At 66.7% G+C, this 16394-nt stretch carries 14 protein-coding genes and 1 pseudogene; 3 read left to right on the forward strand and 12 right to left on the reverse strand.

Going from position 1 to position 16394, the window contains the following annotated elements; genetic code table 11:
* The first annotated feature begins 51 nt into the window (after positions 1 to 51).
* The 3 genes from zwf to edd are packed head-to-tail and all read left to right on the forward strand — an operon-like array spanning position 52 to position 4056.
* Positions 52 to 1509 carry a glucose-6-phosphate dehydrogenase gene (gene zwf, locus H9L12_RS01600; RefSeq protein ID WP_187542348.1) on the forward strand — a complete coding sequence of 486 codons (1458 nt, stop codon included), beginning with the start codon at positions 52 to 54 and terminating at the stop codon, positions 1507 to 1509.
* Positions 1502 to 2203 (forward strand): 6-phosphogluconolactonase, encoded by a 702-nt coding sequence (gene pgl / locus H9L12_RS01605; RefSeq protein WP_187542349.1) that lies wholly within the window; start codon positions 1502 to 1504, stop codon positions 2201 to 2203. The genes zwf and pgl overlap by 8 nt, the downstream gene beginning before the upstream one ends.
* Positions 2203 to 4056 carry a phosphogluconate dehydratase gene (edd, locus tag H9L12_RS01610; RefSeq protein ID WP_187542350.1) on the forward strand — a complete coding sequence of 618 codons (1854 nt, stop codon included), beginning with the start codon at positions 2203 to 2205 and terminating at the stop codon, positions 4054 to 4056. The genes pgl and edd overlap by 1 nt, the downstream gene beginning before the upstream one ends.
* Positions 4057 to 4060: 4 nt before the next feature.
* Here edd and H9L12_RS01615 read toward each other — a convergent pair whose 3' ends face one another.
* The 12 genes and pseudogenes from H9L12_RS01615 to H9L12_RS01670 all read right to left on the reverse strand — a co-directional run bounded on the left by H9L12_RS01615 (position 4061) and on the right by H9L12_RS01670 (position 16385).
* Positions 4061 to 4633 carry a hypothetical protein gene (locus tag H9L12_RS01615; protein WP_187542351.1) on the reverse strand — a complete coding sequence of 191 codons (573 nt, stop codon included), beginning with the start codon at positions 4631 to 4633 and terminating at the stop codon, positions 4061 to 4063.
* A gap of 119 nt (positions 4634 to 4752) precedes the next feature.
* The gene (locus tag H9L12_RS01620; RefSeq protein WP_187542352.1) at positions 4753 to 6165 is read right to left on the reverse strand and encodes a TonB-dependent receptor; all 1413 of its coding nucleotides are present in this window, start codon (positions 6163 to 6165) and stop codon (positions 4753 to 4755) included.
* A gap of 113 nt (positions 6166 to 6278) precedes the next feature.
* Positions 6279 to 7259, reverse strand: a complete 981-nt coding sequence (locus tag H9L12_RS01625; RefSeq protein ID WP_187542353.1) for a hypothetical protein — start codon at positions 7257 to 7259, stop codon at positions 6279 to 6281.
* A gap of 106 nt (positions 7260 to 7365) precedes the next feature.
* Positions 7366 to 9150, reverse strand: a complete 1785-nt coding sequence (locus tag H9L12_RS01630) for a M56 family metallopeptidase (protein WP_187542354.1) — start codon at positions 9148 to 9150, stop codon at positions 7366 to 7368.
* 3 nt (positions 9151 to 9153) lie between these two features.
* Complete coding sequence (locus tag H9L12_RS01635; RefSeq protein ID WP_223177139.1) at positions 9154 to 9468, reverse strand: BlaI/MecI/CopY family transcriptional regulator; 315 nt, start codon at positions 9466 to 9468, stop codon at positions 9154 to 9156.
* Between the two features lie 158 nt (positions 9469 to 9626).
* On the reverse strand, positions 9627 to 11264 hold the full coding sequence (locus H9L12_RS01640) for an MFS transporter (protein ID WP_187542355.1): 1638 nt from the start codon (positions 11262 to 11264) through the stop codon (positions 9627 to 9629).
* 61 nt (positions 11265 to 11325) lie between these two features.
* Entirely contained in the window at positions 11326 to 11808 is a 483-nt protein-coding gene (locus H9L12_RS01645; protein ID WP_187542356.1) for a DUF3833 family protein, read from the reverse strand.
* 3 nt (positions 11809 to 11811) lie between these two features.
* Positions 11812 to 13742: pseudogene (gene acs, locus H9L12_RS01650) on the reverse strand (acetate--CoA ligase).
* Entirely contained in the window at positions 13739 to 14788 is a 1050-nt protein-coding gene (locus H9L12_RS01655; protein ID WP_187542357.1) for an NAD(P)-dependent alcohol dehydrogenase, read from the reverse strand. The pseudogene acs and the gene H9L12_RS01655 overlap by 4 nt, the downstream one beginning before the upstream one ends.
* A gap of 19 nt (positions 14789 to 14807) precedes the next feature.
* The gene (locus H9L12_RS01660; protein ID WP_187542358.1) at positions 14808 to 15644 is read right to left on the reverse strand and encodes an HpcH/HpaI aldolase/citrate lyase family protein; all 837 of its coding nucleotides are present in this window, start codon (positions 15642 to 15644) and stop codon (positions 14808 to 14810) included.
* Positions 15641 to 16093, reverse strand: coding sequence for a MaoC family dehydratase (locus H9L12_RS01665; RefSeq protein ID WP_187542359.1), 453 nt, complete (start codon positions 16091 to 16093; stop codon positions 15641 to 15643). Before H9L12_RS01665 ends, H9L12_RS01660 begins: the two co-directional genes overlap by 4 nt.
* A 31-nt stretch (positions 16094 to 16124) precedes the next feature.
* The gene (locus H9L12_RS01670; RefSeq protein WP_187542360.1) at positions 16125 to 16385 is read right to left on the reverse strand and encodes a hypothetical protein; all 261 of its coding nucleotides are present in this window, start codon (positions 16383 to 16385) and stop codon (positions 16125 to 16127) included.
* Positions 16386 to 16394 lie beyond the last annotated feature (9 nt).

A 16394-nucleotide genomic window follows, 5' to 3' on the forward strand; every position in this document is an offset into this window, starting at 1 on the left:
TCCGCCGCCGGTTATCGCATCCGCGGTCCGGTGGCGCTAGGAAGGCCCGCGATGACCCTCACCAAAGCTTCAACCCTGCTGCTGTTCGGCGCGACCGGCGACCTGTCGCACCGGATGCTGCTGCCTTCGCTCTACGGCCTCCACGTCGACGAACTGCTGCCGGAAGGCCTCAAGATCGTCGCCACGGCGCGCAGCCAGCTCACTGACGACGAGTTCCGCGCAAGCGCGATCGAGGCGCTGGAAGAACATGTTCCGGCCGACTTCTTCGACGCCGGCAAGGCGGCCGAGTTCGCCACGCGGCTGGTCTATGTCGGCCTCGACGCCACCGACATCTCCAGCTTTGCGCGGCTGCAGGAACATATCCGGCCCGATCAGTCCCTGGCGATCTTCCTGTCGACCGCACCGTCGCTGTTCGAGCCTACCATCGCGGGACTGGAATCGGTCGGCCTGACCGGCGAGCAGGTGCGGATGGCCCTGGAAAAGCCGCTTGGCTTCGACCTCGCGTCCAGCCGGGAGATCAACGACGCGGTCGGCGCCGCCTTCCCGGAAGACCGCATTTTCCGCATCGACCATTACCTCGGCAAGGAAACCGTCCAGAACCTGCTGGCGCTGCGCTTCGCCAATTCGATCTTCGAGCCGATCTGGAACGCGGGCCACATCGACCATGTGCAGATCAGCGTGTCGGAAACGGTGGGGCTTGAAGGCCGCACCGGCTATTACGACGGTGCCGGCGCGCTTCGCGACATGGTCCAGAACCATATGCTTCAGCTGCTCGCGCTGGTGGCGATGGAGCCCCCGACCGAATTCGACGCCAACTCCGTCCGCGACGAGAAGGTCAAGGTGCTGAGGTCGCTTCGTCCGATCCGCCCGGACGAGGTCGATCATGACATTGCGCTCGGCCAGTATGGCGCGGGCACGGAGGACGGGAAGGCGACACCATCCTACCTCGACGAACTGGGCAAGGATTCGACGACCGAGACGTTCGTCGCGCTGGAAGTCCGGGTCGAGAACTGGCGCTGGGCCGGCGTGCCGTTCTATCTTCGCACCGGCAAGCGCCTGCCGGAGCGCAAGACCGAGATCGTTATCCAGTTCAAATGCGTTCCGCACTCGATCTTCGCCGCCGGTGGCGCGAGATCGGTACCCAACCGGCTGGTGATCGAGATCCAGCCGCGCGAAAACATCCGGCTGGAGCTGATGGCCAAGAGGCCCGGCCTCGACCGCGATGGTATCCGCCTGCGCGAGGTGCCGCTGGACCTCAGCCTCGCCAACGCGTTCGCTGATCATCGCCGCCGCATCGCCTACGAACGGCTTCTGCTCGACCTGATCGAAGGACAGCAGACCTTGTTCGTTCGCCGCGACGAGGTGGAGGCGCAGTGGCAGTGGATCGATGGCGTCCGCGCCTCGTTGGCCGCGGCAAGGGCCGCGCCGCAGGAATATAAGGCGGGCAGTTGGGGACCGAGGGCGGCGCAGTCGCTGATCGAACGCGATGGAAGGCAGTGGAATGATTGAGGCCGAATTCTGGGATTATGACTCGGTCGACGAGATGGCGGACGCTGTCGCCGGCGACATCGGCTTCATCGTCGAAAGCGCGATCGAGGCGCGGGGCAATGCCCTGCTCGCGCTGCCCGGGGGCAAGACACCGGTGCCGATCTACCAGCGGCTGGCGAAAGCCGAACTGCCGTGGAAGCGGGTGACGATCATTCCCGGCGACGAGCGGCTGGTGCCGATGGACAATGAACTCAGCAACGTCCGCGCGCTGGCCAAGACCTTCCTTCCGGTGGGCGCGCGGGTCATCCCGGTGACCGGCGACATCGCCGATGTGAAGTTGGCCGGGAACAGCGCCGACGCGCGGTTGCAGGACCTGCCGTGGCCGCCCGACGTCGTCCTGCTCGGCATGGGCACGGACGGGCATACCGCCTCGATCTTCCCCGGCGCCGACCTGGAGGACGCGCTCAATGCGCCCAAGGCGCGCCGGATGGTCGGCGTCACGCCCGACCCGCTGCCGCCCGAGGCGCCGGTCGGCCGGGTGACGCTGACCCGGTCCGCGATCCTGTCGGCGCGCACCCTGCTGATCGCGATCACCGGTCAGGAGAAGCGCGACCTGCTGGAACAGGCGATCGAGGACGGACATTCCTCCAAGCTCCCGATCGGGCGAGTGCTCGCCGAGGCCGAGCAACCGATCGACATCCACTGGGCGCCGTGATGGCCGCGCTCGACCCCCGCATCGCCGCGGTCACCGACCGCATCGTCGAACGGTCGAAGGTCCGGCGCCGCCACTATCTCGACCTGATCGAGGCCGAAGCGGAACGCGGCATCGACCGCCCGCGCCTGTCGTGCGGCAACTTCGCCCACGGCTTCGCCGCGGCGGGTGAGGACAAGGCCGCGATCCGCACCATGCGCGGGCCGAACATCGGCATCGTCACCGCGTTCAACGACATGCTGTCGGCGCACCAGCCCTATGGGCGCTACCCGGAGCAGATGAAGATCTTCGCCCGTGAGGTCGGCGCGACGGCGCAGGTCGCGGGCGGCACGCCGGCGATGTGTGACGGCGTGACACAGGGCCAGACGGGCATGGAGCTGTCGCTGCAGAGCCGCGACGTCATCGCATTGTCGACCGCGGTCGCGCTGAGCCATGGCATGTTCGAAGGCGTCGCGATGCTGGGCATTTGCGACAAGATCGTGCCCGGCCTGCTGATCGGCGCGCTGCGCTTCGGCCACCTGCCGGCGCTGCTGGTGCCCGCCGGCCCGATGCCGTCGGGCCTCGCCAACAAGGAGAAGCAGCGCGTCCGCCAGCTCTACGCGGAAGGCAAGGTCGGCAAGGACGAGCTGCTTGCCGCGGAAGCCGCGTCCTACCATGGCGCGGGCACCTGCACCTTCTACGGCACCGCCAACAGCAACCAGATGATGATGGAACTGATGGGGCTTCACATCCCCGGCAGCGCCTTCGTCAATCCCGGTACGCCGCTTCGCCAGGCACTGACCCGCGCCGCCGTCCATCGCGTTGCCGCGCTGGCGGCCGCCAAGCAACGGCCGTTGGGACTGGTCGTCGACGAACGTGCCATCGTGAACGCGGCCGTCGGCCTGCTGGCGACCGGCGGGTCGACCAACCACGCAATCCACATCCCGGCGATCGCCCGTGCGGCGGGGATCGTCATCGACTGGCAGGACCTCGACGCACTGTCGGCGGCGGTGCCGCTGATCGCCCGGGTCTATCCCAACGGATCGGGCGACGTGAACGACTTCCACCACGCCGGTGGCATGGCCTTCACCACTCGGACGCTGCTCGAAGCCGGGCTGCTCCATGGCGACATCCTCGCCGCGGGTGCCGACGACTTCGAGGACTTCGCCACCAACCCGCGGCTCGAAGGTGACGACATCGTCTGGGACGCGGTCGGCGAAAGCCGCAACCCGGATATGCTCCGCCCGGTCGGCGATCCGTTTCTTGCCGACGGCGGCATGCGGCTCGTCACCGGCAACCTTGGCCGTGCGATCTTCAAGACCAGCGCGGTCGCGCCGGAACGCTGGACGATCGAAGCGCCGTGCCGGGTCTTTTCCGACCAGGACCAGGTGCTTTTGGCGTTCAAGGCCGGCGAACTCGACCGCGACGTCATCGTCGTCGTCCGTTTCCAGGGACCGCGCGCCAACGGCATGCCGGAGCTTCACAAGCTGACGCCGCCGCTTGGCGTGCTCCAGGACAAGGGCTTCAAGGTGGCGCTGGTCACCGACGGCCGGATGTCGGGCGCCAGCGGCAAGGTGCCAGCGGCGATCCATTGCTGCCCCGAAGCGCTGGTCGGCGGACCGCTCGCCCGGGTTCGGGATGGCGATATCGTTCGCCTGTCCGCACACGACGGCCGTATCGAAGTGGTCGGCGTCGACCTCGACCAGCGCGAGCCGACACCGCCGCCGCTGCCGAGCTGGGGCACGGGCCGCGAACTGTTCGCCTTCATGCGCCACGGCGCCGACAACGCCGAGCTTGGCGGATCGGCGATGCTGGCGGCGATGGAGGCGGAACAGCCCGTCGCCGACGAGACTGTCCCGGCCCCCGTTCCCGCGTGACGCTCTAGAAGCTGCCCCGCACCAGCAGTTCGAAGATCGGCCCGATCAGCTGGTCCTGTGACTGGTAATAGCTGACCGGCGAGTCGTTGCGGCGGCCGGTGTAGACCGTCCGTTCGAACCGATGGCGGGCGTTGAAGGCATTGCCGACGATGGCGCGGACATTGAGTCCGGCAACGTCCTTGTGCTCGACAAAAAAGCTTCCGAACACCGGACCTTCCCAGCCTCGCCCGACCTCGGTCAGGAAGGTGCTGTTGGTATAATGCTGGTGGTTGAAATTGGCGCCCCAGGCGATCTTGCTGTTGGGGATGTCGTGACGGAAGGAGGCGCTGACATAGCGGTCCTGCTCGCCGCTGATCTCGCGACGTTCGCCGGTCAGGGGATCGCGGACACGGTTGCGCTCCATGCCGATGGTGAGGTCGAGCCTCGCGCCTTTCCAGCCGATCGGGTCGAATTGCACGGTGCTCTTGCTTTCAAATCCGAAGCGGGTCGCGCGCGGCAGGTTGCCGACGCCTTCGGAGCCGTCCTCCAGCGGGATGATGTCGATGATGTCATCGACACGGTGGGCATAAACTTTCATCCGGGTCTTGCCCCACGCGCCGAAGTCGCGGCCAATCTCGCCCTCGACTTCCCAGCTTTGTGGCGGGACGAGGTCGGGGTTGCCGCCATTGTCGCGGTCCTGTGACAGGCTGGGCTGGGTCAGGAAGTCATAAAAGCTGATCTGGCCGACGCGTCGGCGCAGCTTGAAACTGCCATCCCACCCTTGGCTGGGCGCCAGCCGAGGGTCAGGCTCCCCTTGGGACGGAAGAATTTGCGCGGTGCGGTATCCCCGTCGACGCGTTCCAGGGTCGATCGCTCGGCACCTGCCGCAATCTGCAGGTCGAGGGTCGGGCTGAGTGCCCGGCTGAACGTCGCGATGCCTTCGTAGCGGACTTCCTGGACGATGCCGCTGAGGCCGGGGAAGTCGACTTCCTCGAAGTCGCCGGCGGGCGTCAGCTCCTCGAACTTTCCGCGCTGGTCGAGCTTGTTGAACGCGCGTTCGAAGGTGACCTGCCAGTCGTTCTTGCCCGTCTTCCAGCCATATTCGCCCTTGAACACGGTTTCACCGATGCGGCTGTCGCGGGTGAAGCGCAGGCCGGTGTCGGGGGCGCCGCTTTCATAGACGAAGCGCTGCGTCTGGATCATCGGTTCATGGTCGAAATGGCGCAGCCCGATCAGCTTCAGCCGCCCTGGCCCTACGGCAAATTCATAGTCGGCGTTGATGTCGATGTAATAGCCGTCGAGCTGCGTCTTGATGTCGCGCGTGCGGTTGTCGCCATCGGCGCGGACCCGGCGTTCGAAGTTCGATCCGGGCGCCCAATAAGGCGTGTAGCCAAGCAACAGGTTGGCCACCGACGACCCCGGTCCATCGATCGCGAACTTGCCCTGGAAAGTGACGAGGTCGCTTTCGTTGTGAAGCACCTGGTGGCGGGTTTCAACCAGCTCGCGATCGGCGTCATAGATGTAGATCGGGCCGCCGAACGCACCGCGTCCGGCCTGGTCCTTGACCGACAGCGTGTATCCGACCGGACCCTTGACGCCGGTGTAGCTGACGAACCCGTTGAACAGGTTGGGCTTCGAATAATGGGCGCGGAAGTCGGGGTTCCATTCGAATTGCCCGCTCGATTTCCTGGCCGCCTTCTGGATGATGTTGGCAACCTCGCCCGACAGGCCGGCTATGCCGAGGCTGGCCGCCTCGACGATCTCGATCCGCTCGACATTGGCGACGTTGATCTTGCGCACTTCTTCCAGCGCGCCGCCCGATTTGTTGTTGATGCGCTGGCCGTTGATGAGGACGTTTTCAGACGCCTGGCCAAGCCCGCGTTCCTGGACGGCGCTGTGGATGGTGAAGCCCGGCACCTGGACCAGCATGTCATACGCAGTCTTCGGTGCGAAGCGGGCGAAGTCGGCAGGCGTGTAAACCTGCTTCGTTCCCGCCGTGGACGCCGTGGGAGGCGGCGCCACGGCGGGATCGGCCGGCGCGGTTGATGTCTGGGCGACGGCCGGGATGGCGATCAGATTGGCGATGCCGGTCAGCAGCGCGATACGGTACAGGCGCGAAAACTTGGTCATTGGGTCCCCCTTGGACGTGGCCTTCCGGCACGGCGCCTTTCGGCACCACGGATGTTCGATGAAATGAGGTGACCGACTCGCCAGCCGACGAACGGCTGGACGAGCGGCGGAGGTTAGTCGGTGTGGCGGCCGCGGCGCATCGGCCCGAGGATCTTGCGTTCCACCAGCGCTTCGGCGGTCACCTTGCGGCCCTCGCGGCGAAGCGCCTCGAGGTCGGCGGTCGACACGTTGAAGATCTTGAGCTGGACCAGCTCGTCGGCGGTCAGGTTGGTGAAGCCGGCGCGGCGGAACTGGCCGACGAATTCCGGCGTGACTCCGACGGCCTTCATGCCGGCAATGTCGTCCGCCGACAGCTTGCCGTAGCCCGCGGCCTGCATCCCGCGCAGGTAATCCGGGGAAACGCCCAGCGCCTTGAACTGGACCATCGCGTCGGCGTCCATGTGGGCGTAGCCGGCACGGCTCATCGCATCGATATAGTCGGGCGAGATGTCGAGCGCCTTGAACGCGATCAGGTCGCTGGTCTCGCCCGGCTTGTAACCGCGACCGGCGAGGGCGGAGATGTAGGCGCGGTTCACGCCGATCGCCGACAGGCCCATCAGGTCGTCGAGGTCCTCGACGGCGTAGCGCGCCTCGGCCAGCGACGCGACCAGGTCGCGGTTGGCGTTGGTGATGGCAAGGCCGTAGCTTTCGTCGACCGACGGACGCGGCAGGCCGCTGCGGACGACATAGTCGGCAAAGGCCTGGTCCGGCGTGAAGCGACAGGTTCCGGTGGCCCGGCGGTTCTCGGCCCGGCCAGTGCAATCGAGGCGTCCGGCCTCGCGCACCAGGGCGAAGCTGACCGGTCCCGACGTGCCCGATTCCAGAAGGCGGCGATCTAAGCCGGCGAGGTCGCGGGCGGCGAAGCCGTTCGACGATTGGCCGCGGTCGCCGGAGCGGAGGCTTAGCTGGATGTCCCCAGCGTTGCGGGCCTCGGCGGTGAAGCGGATGTCCTTGGCGCTCGGTCCGACGTGCTGGTGTGGCTTGGCATAACAGGCGCTGGTAACGGCGATCGCGGCGCACATGGTGGCGGCGAGGAAGGCGAAGGTACGGGTCATGATGGTCTCCTTTTTCTTGAGGTCTTCAGGCAAGCCGGACCCGTTCGCCCCAGGCGGGGCGTCATCGGATCGGCATTCGGTGGTGGTTGTGGGTTAGCCGGTCAGCTTATTCGGGGTTGTCCGGGGCTTCGGGCGGTTCGGGCGGTTCCGCGACATGGACGTTGACGCTGACCGGCGGGATCGGAACCTTGATCTTGAACTTCCGCTCGATCAGCTCGTCGGAATCGGCGCCGGGATTGCGGCGGACGTCGTTCGGGGTGATGCCGACGGCGCGCAGCTCGACGAAATCGTCCAGGCTGCCGTTGACTCCGGCGGCGCGCATGGCGCGGATCCAGCCGCCGTTGAGGCCGATCGCCCGCGCTTCCATCAAGTCCTCCTGGTCGAGGTTGGGGAAGCCGGCGGCAGCCATGTCGCGGGCGAATTCCGGCGTGACCCCGAGCAGCTTCATCTCGACCGCGCGTTCGGCGATGCTGGAATTGCGGACCTTGTTCGCCTCGGCGCGAAGCTGGGCCGCGTCGGCACGGGAGCGCATCAGCTCCGTCATGCCGCGCACTTCGCGGGCGTCGACGAAGCTCATCGTCGAACCCTTGTGGTCGCGCATGTACATCGCGCGGCGGCCGCTGGCGTCGGGCGGGCCGAGGGTGATGATCGCACCGTTGGCGCTGGTGATGACCATCGACCCGTCCGGGCGCTGCTGGATCGACGACGCGCCGGGGTCGCGCACCATCTGCCATGCCTTCTGCGATTGCGGCGTGGTGGGATGGACGAGCTCGGCGACTTTCACGCCGTCAATCGTCTTGGTGGTCGTCGTCGTGCTGACGGCCTTCGTCTTGCCGGCGGCGGCGATGTCGCTTTCGCTAAGCTTGTCTTCGGCCTTTGGTCCGAAGCTGAGGGCGGCGAGGGGGGCGGCCATGACCAGCATGCCGGCGGCGAACCCGGTGATCCAGCTGCGGCCGGCCGGGCCGCGCGCCAGGGTGCTGTCGAGCACCCGGCCGACACGGCGGCGAAGCGATCCCTTGCTGGGGGCGACACCGTGTGCGCCGAGCAGGAGCCCGCGGCATTCGTGGCGGGCAACCCCGACCAGCAGCTGGGCGTAATCGGGGCCGGCGATGTTGGCGGCCAGCACCGCATCATCGGCTGCTTCCTCGCGCAGCTGGTGCGCTTCGCGGGCCAGCACCCACGCCAGCGGGTTGAACCAGAAAATGGCGGTGGCGACGCGCGACAGGATCAGCTTGGCCCAGTCGAGGCGGGCGACGTGCGCCAGTTCATGGGCAATGATCGCTTCGGCCTCGTGGGTCGCGACGAGCGCTTCCTCGTTCAGCAGGATTACTGGGCGCATCAGGCCCCAGCTGATCGGCGAATGAAGGTCGGTCGAGGTCAACAGCGCGGTGCCGTTCTTGAAGCCCATGCGCCGCTGGGCGTGGGCGAGCGCGCTGAGCCAGGTCGGGTCGACCAGAACCTGGGCGCGGCTGCGCAGCTCGACGAGCCGGAGCAGGGCGAACAAGGTGACGATCAGCAACGCGATGGCCGGGACGGCATAGGCAACGCGAGTCCAGTCGACTGACGCCAGCGCTTCGCTCAGCGCGGACGGTTGCGCGTCCACCGCCGGTGCGCTCGCCGCCGTGGCGGCGGTCGAAGGCGTTACATCGTCGAACGCGACCAGTGCCGCTTCGCTGACCACCGGCGTTGCCGGCGTCAGCATGTCGGGCAGGGGCACGCGCAGCGCCGGGAGCGCCAGGCTGGCAAAGGGAATGGCGACCATTGCGACCAGCCCGAGGTGGGCGATCAGCGACCGTTCGGCGGCCGAGCGGTGCGCGGTCAGGCGCAACAGTCCGAGCGTGGCGGCCGCGACGATCAGCGATTTCAGCGCCAGGCCGATGAGCAGTTCCATCGCCTATTCCCCCTTGGCCTTGCGCGCTTCGGCGATCATCGCCTCCAGCGCGTCGAGTTCGTCATTGTCGATCTTGTCGGACATGCCGAGCAGCGCGCTGGCCGCGCTGGCCGGCGATCCGTTGAAAAAAGTCTTCACGACATCGCCCAGCGCGGACTTGCGCGCCTGGGTGTCGGAAACGGTCGGCAGGTAGAGGAAGCCGCGGTCGGACGATTCGCGGCGGACGTAACCCTTGTCCTCGAGGCGTTTGAGCATCGCCCGAACCGCCGACCCGCTGAGATCGCCGGGAATGGTCTCGCACAGGTCGGTGACGGCCATCGCCCCCGCTGGTACAGCAGGTCGACAATCTGGCGTTCACGCGGCGGCAATCGATTCAACATGCGTCATTCTCCACACTACATTTGTAGCGTGCTACATTTGTAGCGTCGACGCAATCGCGGATTCGACAAACGGACGAACGGCGGTTCGTCGATCGGTCAGTCGAGGGGCTTCCCTGCTGTTTCCTTGAGGAAGAAGATTGTCGTCAGCACCGAGATCAGCGTGAAGATCACCGAGTACCAAAGGCCCGCGTAAATATCGCCGGTCAGCGCCACGATGGCGAAGCTGGTGAACGGTAGGAAGCCGCCAACCCATCCCGTGCCGAAGTGATAGGGCAAGCTCATCGCGCTGTAGCGGACCCGGGTCGGGAACATCTCCACCAATGCCGCGGCCTGCGGGCCATAGAGCGCGGTCGCGGCGACCACGAACAGCAGCAGCACGCCGACCAGGACGGGCCAGTTCATCCGCGCCGGATCGGCCGACGCGGGATAGCCGGCGGCGGTCAGGCTTTCCTTCAACGCGTTGCCGAGGTCGGCTTTCGCCGTCTTCAGTTCCGCATCGCTCAGCGTCTGGCCATTGGTCAGCGCGATCCGCTGGTTGCCGACGGCGATGACCGCACCGGTGGGATCGCTGCTATCGACGCTGTTGTAGTTGATGCCTCGCGCGACAAGCAGGCTCTTGGCGATGTCGCACGCGCTGTCGAAGCGGCGGGTCCCGGTGGGGTCGAATTGCGCGGAACAGGTCGACGGATCGGCCACCACCGTCACCGGCGTGGCCCGCTGCGCCTCGACCAGCGCGGGATTGGCGGCGTTGGCGATCCAGTGGCTTCCGGGGAAATAGAGCACCAGCGCCAGCAGCATTCCGAACAGCATCACCGGCTTGCGGCCCCAGCGGTCGCTGAGCTTGCCGAACACGACGTAGAGCGGCGCGCTGACGATCGTCATGATGATGAGCAGAAGGTCCTTGGTCGCGCCGGGAATGCCGAGCGACTTTTCCAGGAAGACCTGCATGTAGAAGAAGGTGAAGTACCAGACCGCGCCCTGCGCGCACATGATGGCGAAGAAGGCGATCGCCACCCGCTTCAGATTCTCGCGGTCGGCAAAGGCTTCGCGCAGCGGCGCCTTCGACACCTGCCCTTCGTCGCGAAGCTTGGCGAAGGCCGGGCTCTCCGACAATTTGACGCGCATCCACACCGAGATGGCGAGCAGGATGACGGAGACGAGGAACGGGATCCGCCAGCCCCAGGCGTCGAAGGCTTCTGCGCCCACCGCCCGCCGCGTCGCGAAGATGACCAGCAGCGCGGCGAGCAGGCCGAACGAGGCCGACGACTGGATCCAGCCGGTCGACGCGCCGCGGTGGTGGTCCTCAGCGTGCTCCGCGACGTAAATGGCCGCACCGCCATACTCACCGCCCAGCGCGGTGCCCTGGCAGATGCGCAGGATGATCAGCAGGATCGGCGCGATGACGCCAGCCTGGGCATAGGTCGGCAGCAGGCCGATGGCGAAGGTGGCGCCGCCCATGAGGCTGACGGTGGCGAGGAAGGTCGCCTTTCGCCCGACGCGGTCGCCCATCGCGCCGAAGATGATCGCGCCCAAGGGGCGGAACGCGAAGCCGACCGCGAACAGCGCCAGCGCAGCGACCAGCGCCGCGGTCGGGTCGAGCCCTGCGAAGAACACCTTGGAAATGATCGGCGTCAGCGAACCGAAGATGAAGAAGTCGTACCATTCGAACGCCGTCCCCGCCGACGATGCGGTCACGACGCGGGTCATCGACCAGGGCTTGGCCGTCTCGGACATCTTCACTCCCCCAGATGCTTTTCTTTGAGGGGTTAGCGGCTGCGCCGGACGGCGCAAGCGTTCAGCGCTTTTCGATGCGTTCCTGCAGCGTGGCGACGATCAGGCCGAGTTTCCGCACCCGCATCAGGTTGTCCATCACCCGGCCGCGTTCCTGCGGGGTCAGCGTCTGTTCGACCTGCAGCCCGTCCTTCATCTCGTAGCGGATTTGGACGGCCTGCGTGTCGCTGGTGACCGTCACCGGGCCGACGGCGTCGCTCAGCGTGCCCGTGTAGCGGCCCGGGGCCAGCCGGCGCAGAACCCAGCGACGGCTCTTGGCTTCCTTGCCTTCCTGGCGAACGCGCTGGTCGAGGATCAGCGTGCCGTTCCGCCCGCGCTTGCCGATGCTCTCGACCGTCACGGTCGTCGTCGGTTGCAGCAGGACCTTCAGCGTCGCTTCGCCGTGGCTCCGGCCGGTAAAGAAGGCGATCGGGTCGATCGGTCCCTTGGCCGTGGCCGCCGAGGGAAGAGTGGCAGCGAGAGCCGCTGCGACGGTCCAGACGCGCATGGCTCAGCCGATCCGGTTGGCGACCAGCGAGTCGACGACGGAGGGGTCCGCGAGTGTCGAGGTATCGCCCAGCTGGTCGATTGCCCCTTCCGCGACTTTGCGCAGGATCCGCCGCATGATCTTGCCCGACCGGGTCTTGGGAAGGCCCGGCGCGAATTGGATCGCTTCGGGCGCGGCCATCGCGCCAATGTGCTTGCGAACCTCCTGGTTCAGCTCGCGGCGGAGATCGTCGTCGCCGGGCTCGCCGGCAATCGGGGTGACGAAGGCGTAGATTCCCTGCCCTTCACGTCGTGCGGCACGCCGACGACCGCGGCTTCGGCGACCTTGGGGTGCATTACCAGCGCACTTTCGACCTCCGCGGTGCCGATGCGGTGGCCGCTGACGTTGATGACATCGTCGACCCGGCCGGTGATCCAGTAATAGCCGTCCTCGTCACGGCGGCAGCCGTCGCCGGTGAAGTAGAGGCCCGGATAAGCAGTGAAATAGGTCTGGAAGAAGCGGTCGTGGTCGCCCCAGACGGTCCGCATCTGCCCCGGCCAGGACGAGCGCAGGCAAAGGTTGCCGCTGACCGCGCCCTCAAGCTCGCGTCCCTCGGCATCGACCAGCAGCGGCTGGATGCCGGGCAGGGGACGGGTCGCCGATCCCGGCTTCATGTCGATCGCCCCGGGCAGGTTGGCGATCAGCGCGGCGCCGGTCTCGGTCTGCCACCAGGTGTCGACGATCGGGCAGCGCTGGTCCCCGACGACATCGAAATACCATTCCCAGGCGGCGGGGTTGATCGGCTCTCCGACAGTGCCCAACAGGCGGATCGACGAGCGATCGTGGGCCTTGACCGGTACGTCCCCCTCCCGTTCCAGCGCGCGGATCGCGGTCGGGGCGGTGTAGAAGATGGTGACGCCCAGCCGGTCGCAAGTCTCCCAGAACCGGCCGAAGTCGGGATAGTTGGGGACGCCGTCGAACATGACGGTCGACCGGCCCATCATCAGCGGCCCGTATACGACATAGCTGTGGCCGGTGATCCAGCCGACGTCCGCGGTGCACCAGAACAGGTCGTTGTCGGTCGCGCCGAAAATCCAGTCGAAGGTGGTCGCCGCCCAAGTCGCATAGCCGCCGGTGGTATGAACGACGCCCTTGGGCTTCCCGGTCGATCCCGAGGTGTAGAGGATGAACAGCGGGTCTTCCGCACCCATCGCTTCTGCCGGACAATCGTCGGAAAGCGACTCGAAGACGTCGTCCCAGCGAATGTCCCGGCCCTCGGTCCAGGCCACGTCGGCACCGGTGCGGGTAACGACGATCACCCGGTCGATCCTGCCGTGCGCCATGTCGCAGGCGGAATCGACGTTGGCCTTGAGCGGGATTTTCTTGCCGCCGCGGACGCCCTCGTCGGCGGTGATGACGACCCGGGCGTCGCAATCCTCGATCCGGCCGGCCAGGCTTTCGGGCGAGAAGCCACCGAACACGACCGAGTGGATTGCTCCGATGCGCGCGCAGGCGAGCATCGCCGCTGCCGCTTCGGGGATCATCGGCATGTAGATCATGACACGGTCGCCGCGTTTGACGCCCTCGCGTTTCAACAGGTTGGCGAAGCGACAGGTAAGAGCATGGAGCTCGCGGTAGGTCAGCGACCGTCCCTCGCCGGGTTCGTCCGCCTCGAACACGATCGCGGTCTTGTCGCCGCGCTCGGCGAGGTGACGGTCGAGGCAATTGACGCTGAGATTAAGCTCGCCGTCCTCGTACCAGCGAACGTGAAAATCTTCCCTCGCGTAGCTCCAATCGCCGGCCTTGGTCGGGAACCGAGTCCAGTCCAGCCGCTTCGCCTGCGAAAGCCAGAAGGCATCGGCATCGGCGGCGAAGTCGGCGTGAAGCTGCGCCAACTCCGCCGGGCCGATGGCGGCCTTGAAGCCTTGCGGAACGGCGTGGACTGTCTCGCTCATAGGCCGTGGGCCATGTCGATCACGAAGCGGTAGCGGACGTCGTTTTTGAGCAGCCGCTCATAGGCGTCGTTGACCTCGTCCATGCGGATCATCTCGCAGTCCGGGTAAATGCCGTTGGCCGCGCAGAAGTCGAGCATCTCCTGGGTTTCGGGGATGCCGCCGATGGCCGATCCGCCGACCGCGCGGTTCCACCAGATGATGTTGAAACCGGTGAACCCCGGCATCGGGGTCAGCGCGCCGACGATGACCATCCGCCCCGACCGGCCGAGCAGGTTGAGGTAGCCGTCGATCTCATGGCTGACCGGGATGGTGTTGAGGATGAAGTCGAACCGCGTCGCCGCCGCCTTCATCTGTTCCGGGTCGGTCGACACGATGACGTCGTGCGCGCCCAGCCGCCGCGCGTCCTCGCCCTTTTCCGGCGTGGTGGTGATCATGGTGACGTGCGCGCCCATCGCGGCGCCGAGCTTGACGCCCATGTGGCCGAGCCCGCCGAGGCCGACGACCGCCATCTTGGTGCCTTCGCCGACATTGTACTGGCGAAGCGGGGAATAGGTGGTGATGCCGGCGCACAGCAATGGCGCCGTCTTGCTGGCGTCCATGCCGTCGGGGACCTTGCACACGAAATGGTCGCGGACGACGATGTGGTCGGTGTAGCCGCCCTTGCTGATCGTGTGGTCGTGGCGGTCGGGGCTGTTGTAGGTCTGGACGCAACCTTCGCGGCAGAACACTTCCCAACCCTCGAGGCATTGGTCGCAGGCCATGCAGCTGTCGACCATGCAGCCGACGGCGACCGTGTCGCCGACCTTGTGATCGGTGACGTCGGCGCCGACCTCTGTAACGGTGCCGACGATCTCATGGCCGGGGATCACCGGATAGCGGGTGCCACCCCAGTCGTTGCGGGCGGTGTGAAGGTCGCTGTGGCAAATGCCGGCGTAGGTGATCTTGATCGCGACATCGTTGGGGCGAAGGTCGCGCCGCTCGAATTCCATCGGGCGCAGCGGCTGGTCGGGCGCGTCGGTGCCCCATCCCTTGGCTTGAGTCGGCATGTCGCGATTCTCCTTCGAATTAGCGGGCCCGGGCGATTACTCCCTGGGCCTGGATCAGGTGGGGGCGGTCGACCATGCGGCCGCCGACGGACAGGACGCCGGCCGACGGGTCGGCGGCGAACGCATCGACGATGGCGCGGGCGTGCGACAGTTCGGCGTCGCTGGGCGTGAAGGCGGCGTTGATCGGGTCGACCTGCGCCGGATGAATGGCGAGCTTGCCGGTGAAGCCTTCACGCGCCGCCGCCTCGGCTTCGGCGATCAGTCCGGCCTCGTCACGGAAATCGGCGAACACGCCATCGACCGGTTGCACCCCGGCGGAGACGGCGCCTGCCAAGCACAGCGATCGTGCAAGCTTGTAGGTGAAGGACAGCGACCCGTCGGCGTCGTATTTGCTCGATGCGCCCAGCGCCGCCGACAGGTCTTCCGCGCCCCAGCTCATCGCCCGCAGCGGCGACTTGGCATCGCGATAGCTGAGCAGGCCGAACAAAGAAGGCGCTGTTTCGGTGACGATGGCGTGAATCGGGATGTTGCCGGTGCGATGGGCGAGGCGGGTGACGTCGGCGCCGCTTTCCGCTTTGGGCAGGACGAAGCCTTCGACGTCGGCGACGCCGATCAGCTCCAGGTCTTCCTTGTGGAACGGACTGCCGATGGGGTTGAGGCGCACCCACCAGCGCGGACCGCCGTCGCGCTTCCCCATGTCCTTCAAGAATTCGCGCGCCGCCGCCTTGCGGTCGGGCGCGACGCTATCTTCCAGGTCGAAGATGAGGGCGTCGGCGGTGGTCTCGATCGCTTTCGCAATCTTCTTTTCGCTGTCGGCGGGGACGAACAGCCAGCTGCGCGGCGGCGCCTCGCTCATGCCGGCTTCCGCTTGAGCAGCGCGGATCGGGTGCATTCGCACACCAGTTCGCCGCGCTGGTTGAAGCTGCGATGCGCCCAGGTGACGATGCCGGCGTCCGGCCGCGACTTGCTTTCGCGGACGGCGATGCATTCGCTCTCCGACCGCAACGTGTCGCCAGTGAACACGGGCTTGGGGAACACCAGTTTGTCGTAGCCGAGGTTGGCGACCAGCGTGCCGAGCGTGGTGTCGGCAACCGACACGCCGATCATTAGGCCGAAGGTGAAGACCGAATTGACCAGCGGCTTGCCGAATTCGCTCGCGGCGGCCGCCTCATGGTCGAGGTGCATCGGCTGCGGATTGTGGGTCAGTGTCGAAATCAGGACGTTGTCGGTTTCGGTGACGGTGCGGCGAACCGCGTGGGCGACCTTGTCGCCGACCTGCCATTCATCGAAGTAGCGTCCTGCCATGCGCCGGCTCTAGGACAGTGAACGGCTGGCCTCAAGCGGCGCGGGACAGTTTCGCCTTCAGGTCGCACATGCCGATCTGCTCGACCGCGTGCGGCCGGTCCTCGGACCGCACGACGTTGGCGATATGACCCAGCATCTGGCCGACGATGTCGATCGCCTGCAGCGACAGGCCGTGGCGCGATACCACCGCGAAATCGGTCGACAGCTCATCGCCCATCATCACCAGCATGTCGCGGGCATGATCGAGTTCGGCGGCAAGGCGAAGATCGAGGTCGGTGAGGGGGCGGCCCATGCCATCCTC

This window comes from Sphingomonas rhizophila, from assembly GCF_014396585.1.
GTDB lineage: Bacteria > Pseudomonadota > Alphaproteobacteria > Sphingomonadales > Sphingomonadaceae > Sphingomicrobium > Sphingomicrobium rhizophilum.

Coding starts and splice junctions, on each gene's coding strand:
- H9L12_RS01620 (WP_187542352.1), bottom strand. CDS start 6,165: ATGACCAAGTTTTCGCGCCTGTACCGTATCGCGCTGCTGACCGGCATC.
- edd (WP_187542350.1), top strand. CDS start 2,203: ATGGCCGCGCTCGACCCCCGCATCGCCGCGGTCACCGACCGCATCGTC.
- H9L12_RS01635 (WP_223177139.1), bottom strand. CDS start 9,468: ATGGCCGTCACCGACCTGTGCGAGACCATTCCCGGCGATCTCAGCGGG.
- H9L12_RS01660 (WP_187542358.1), bottom strand. CDS start 15,644: ATGAGCGAGGCGCCGCCGCGCAGCTGGCTGTTCGTCCCCGCCGACAGC.
- H9L12_RS01665 (WP_187542359.1), bottom strand. CDS start 16,093: ATGGCAGGACGCTACTTCGATGAATGGCAGGTCGGCGACAAGGTCGCC.
- H9L12_RS01615 (WP_187542351.1), bottom strand. CDS start 4,633: ATGAAAGTTTATGCCCACCGTGTCGATGACATCATCGACATCATCCCG.
- H9L12_RS01640 (WP_187542355.1), bottom strand. CDS start 11,264: ATGTCCGAGACGGCCAAGCCCTGGTCGATGACCCGCGTCGTGACCGCA.
- H9L12_RS01625 (WP_187542353.1), bottom strand. CDS start 7,259: ATGACCCGTACCTTCGCCTTCCTCGCCGCCACCATGTGCGCCGCGATC.
- pgl (WP_187542349.1), top strand. CDS start 1,502: ATGATTGAGGCCGAATTCTGGGATTATGACTCGGTCGACGAGATGGCG.
- H9L12_RS01630 (WP_187542354.1), bottom strand. CDS start 9,150: ATGGAACTGCTCATCGGCCTGGCGCTGAAATCGCTGATCGTCGCGGCC.
- H9L12_RS01645 (WP_187542356.1), bottom strand. CDS start 11,808: ATGCGCGTCTGGACCGTCGCAGCGGCTCTCGCTGCCACTCTTCCCTCG.
- H9L12_RS01670 (WP_187542360.1), bottom strand. CDS start 16,385: ATGGGCCGCCCCCTCACCGACCTCGATCTTCGCCTTGCCGCCGAACTC.
- zwf (WP_187542348.1), top strand. CDS start 52: ATGACCCTCACCAAAGCTTCAACCCTGCTGCTGTTCGGCGCGACCGGC.
- H9L12_RS01655 (WP_187542357.1), bottom strand. CDS start 14,788: ATGCCGACTCAAGCCAAGGGATGGGGCACCGACGCGCCCGACCAGCCG.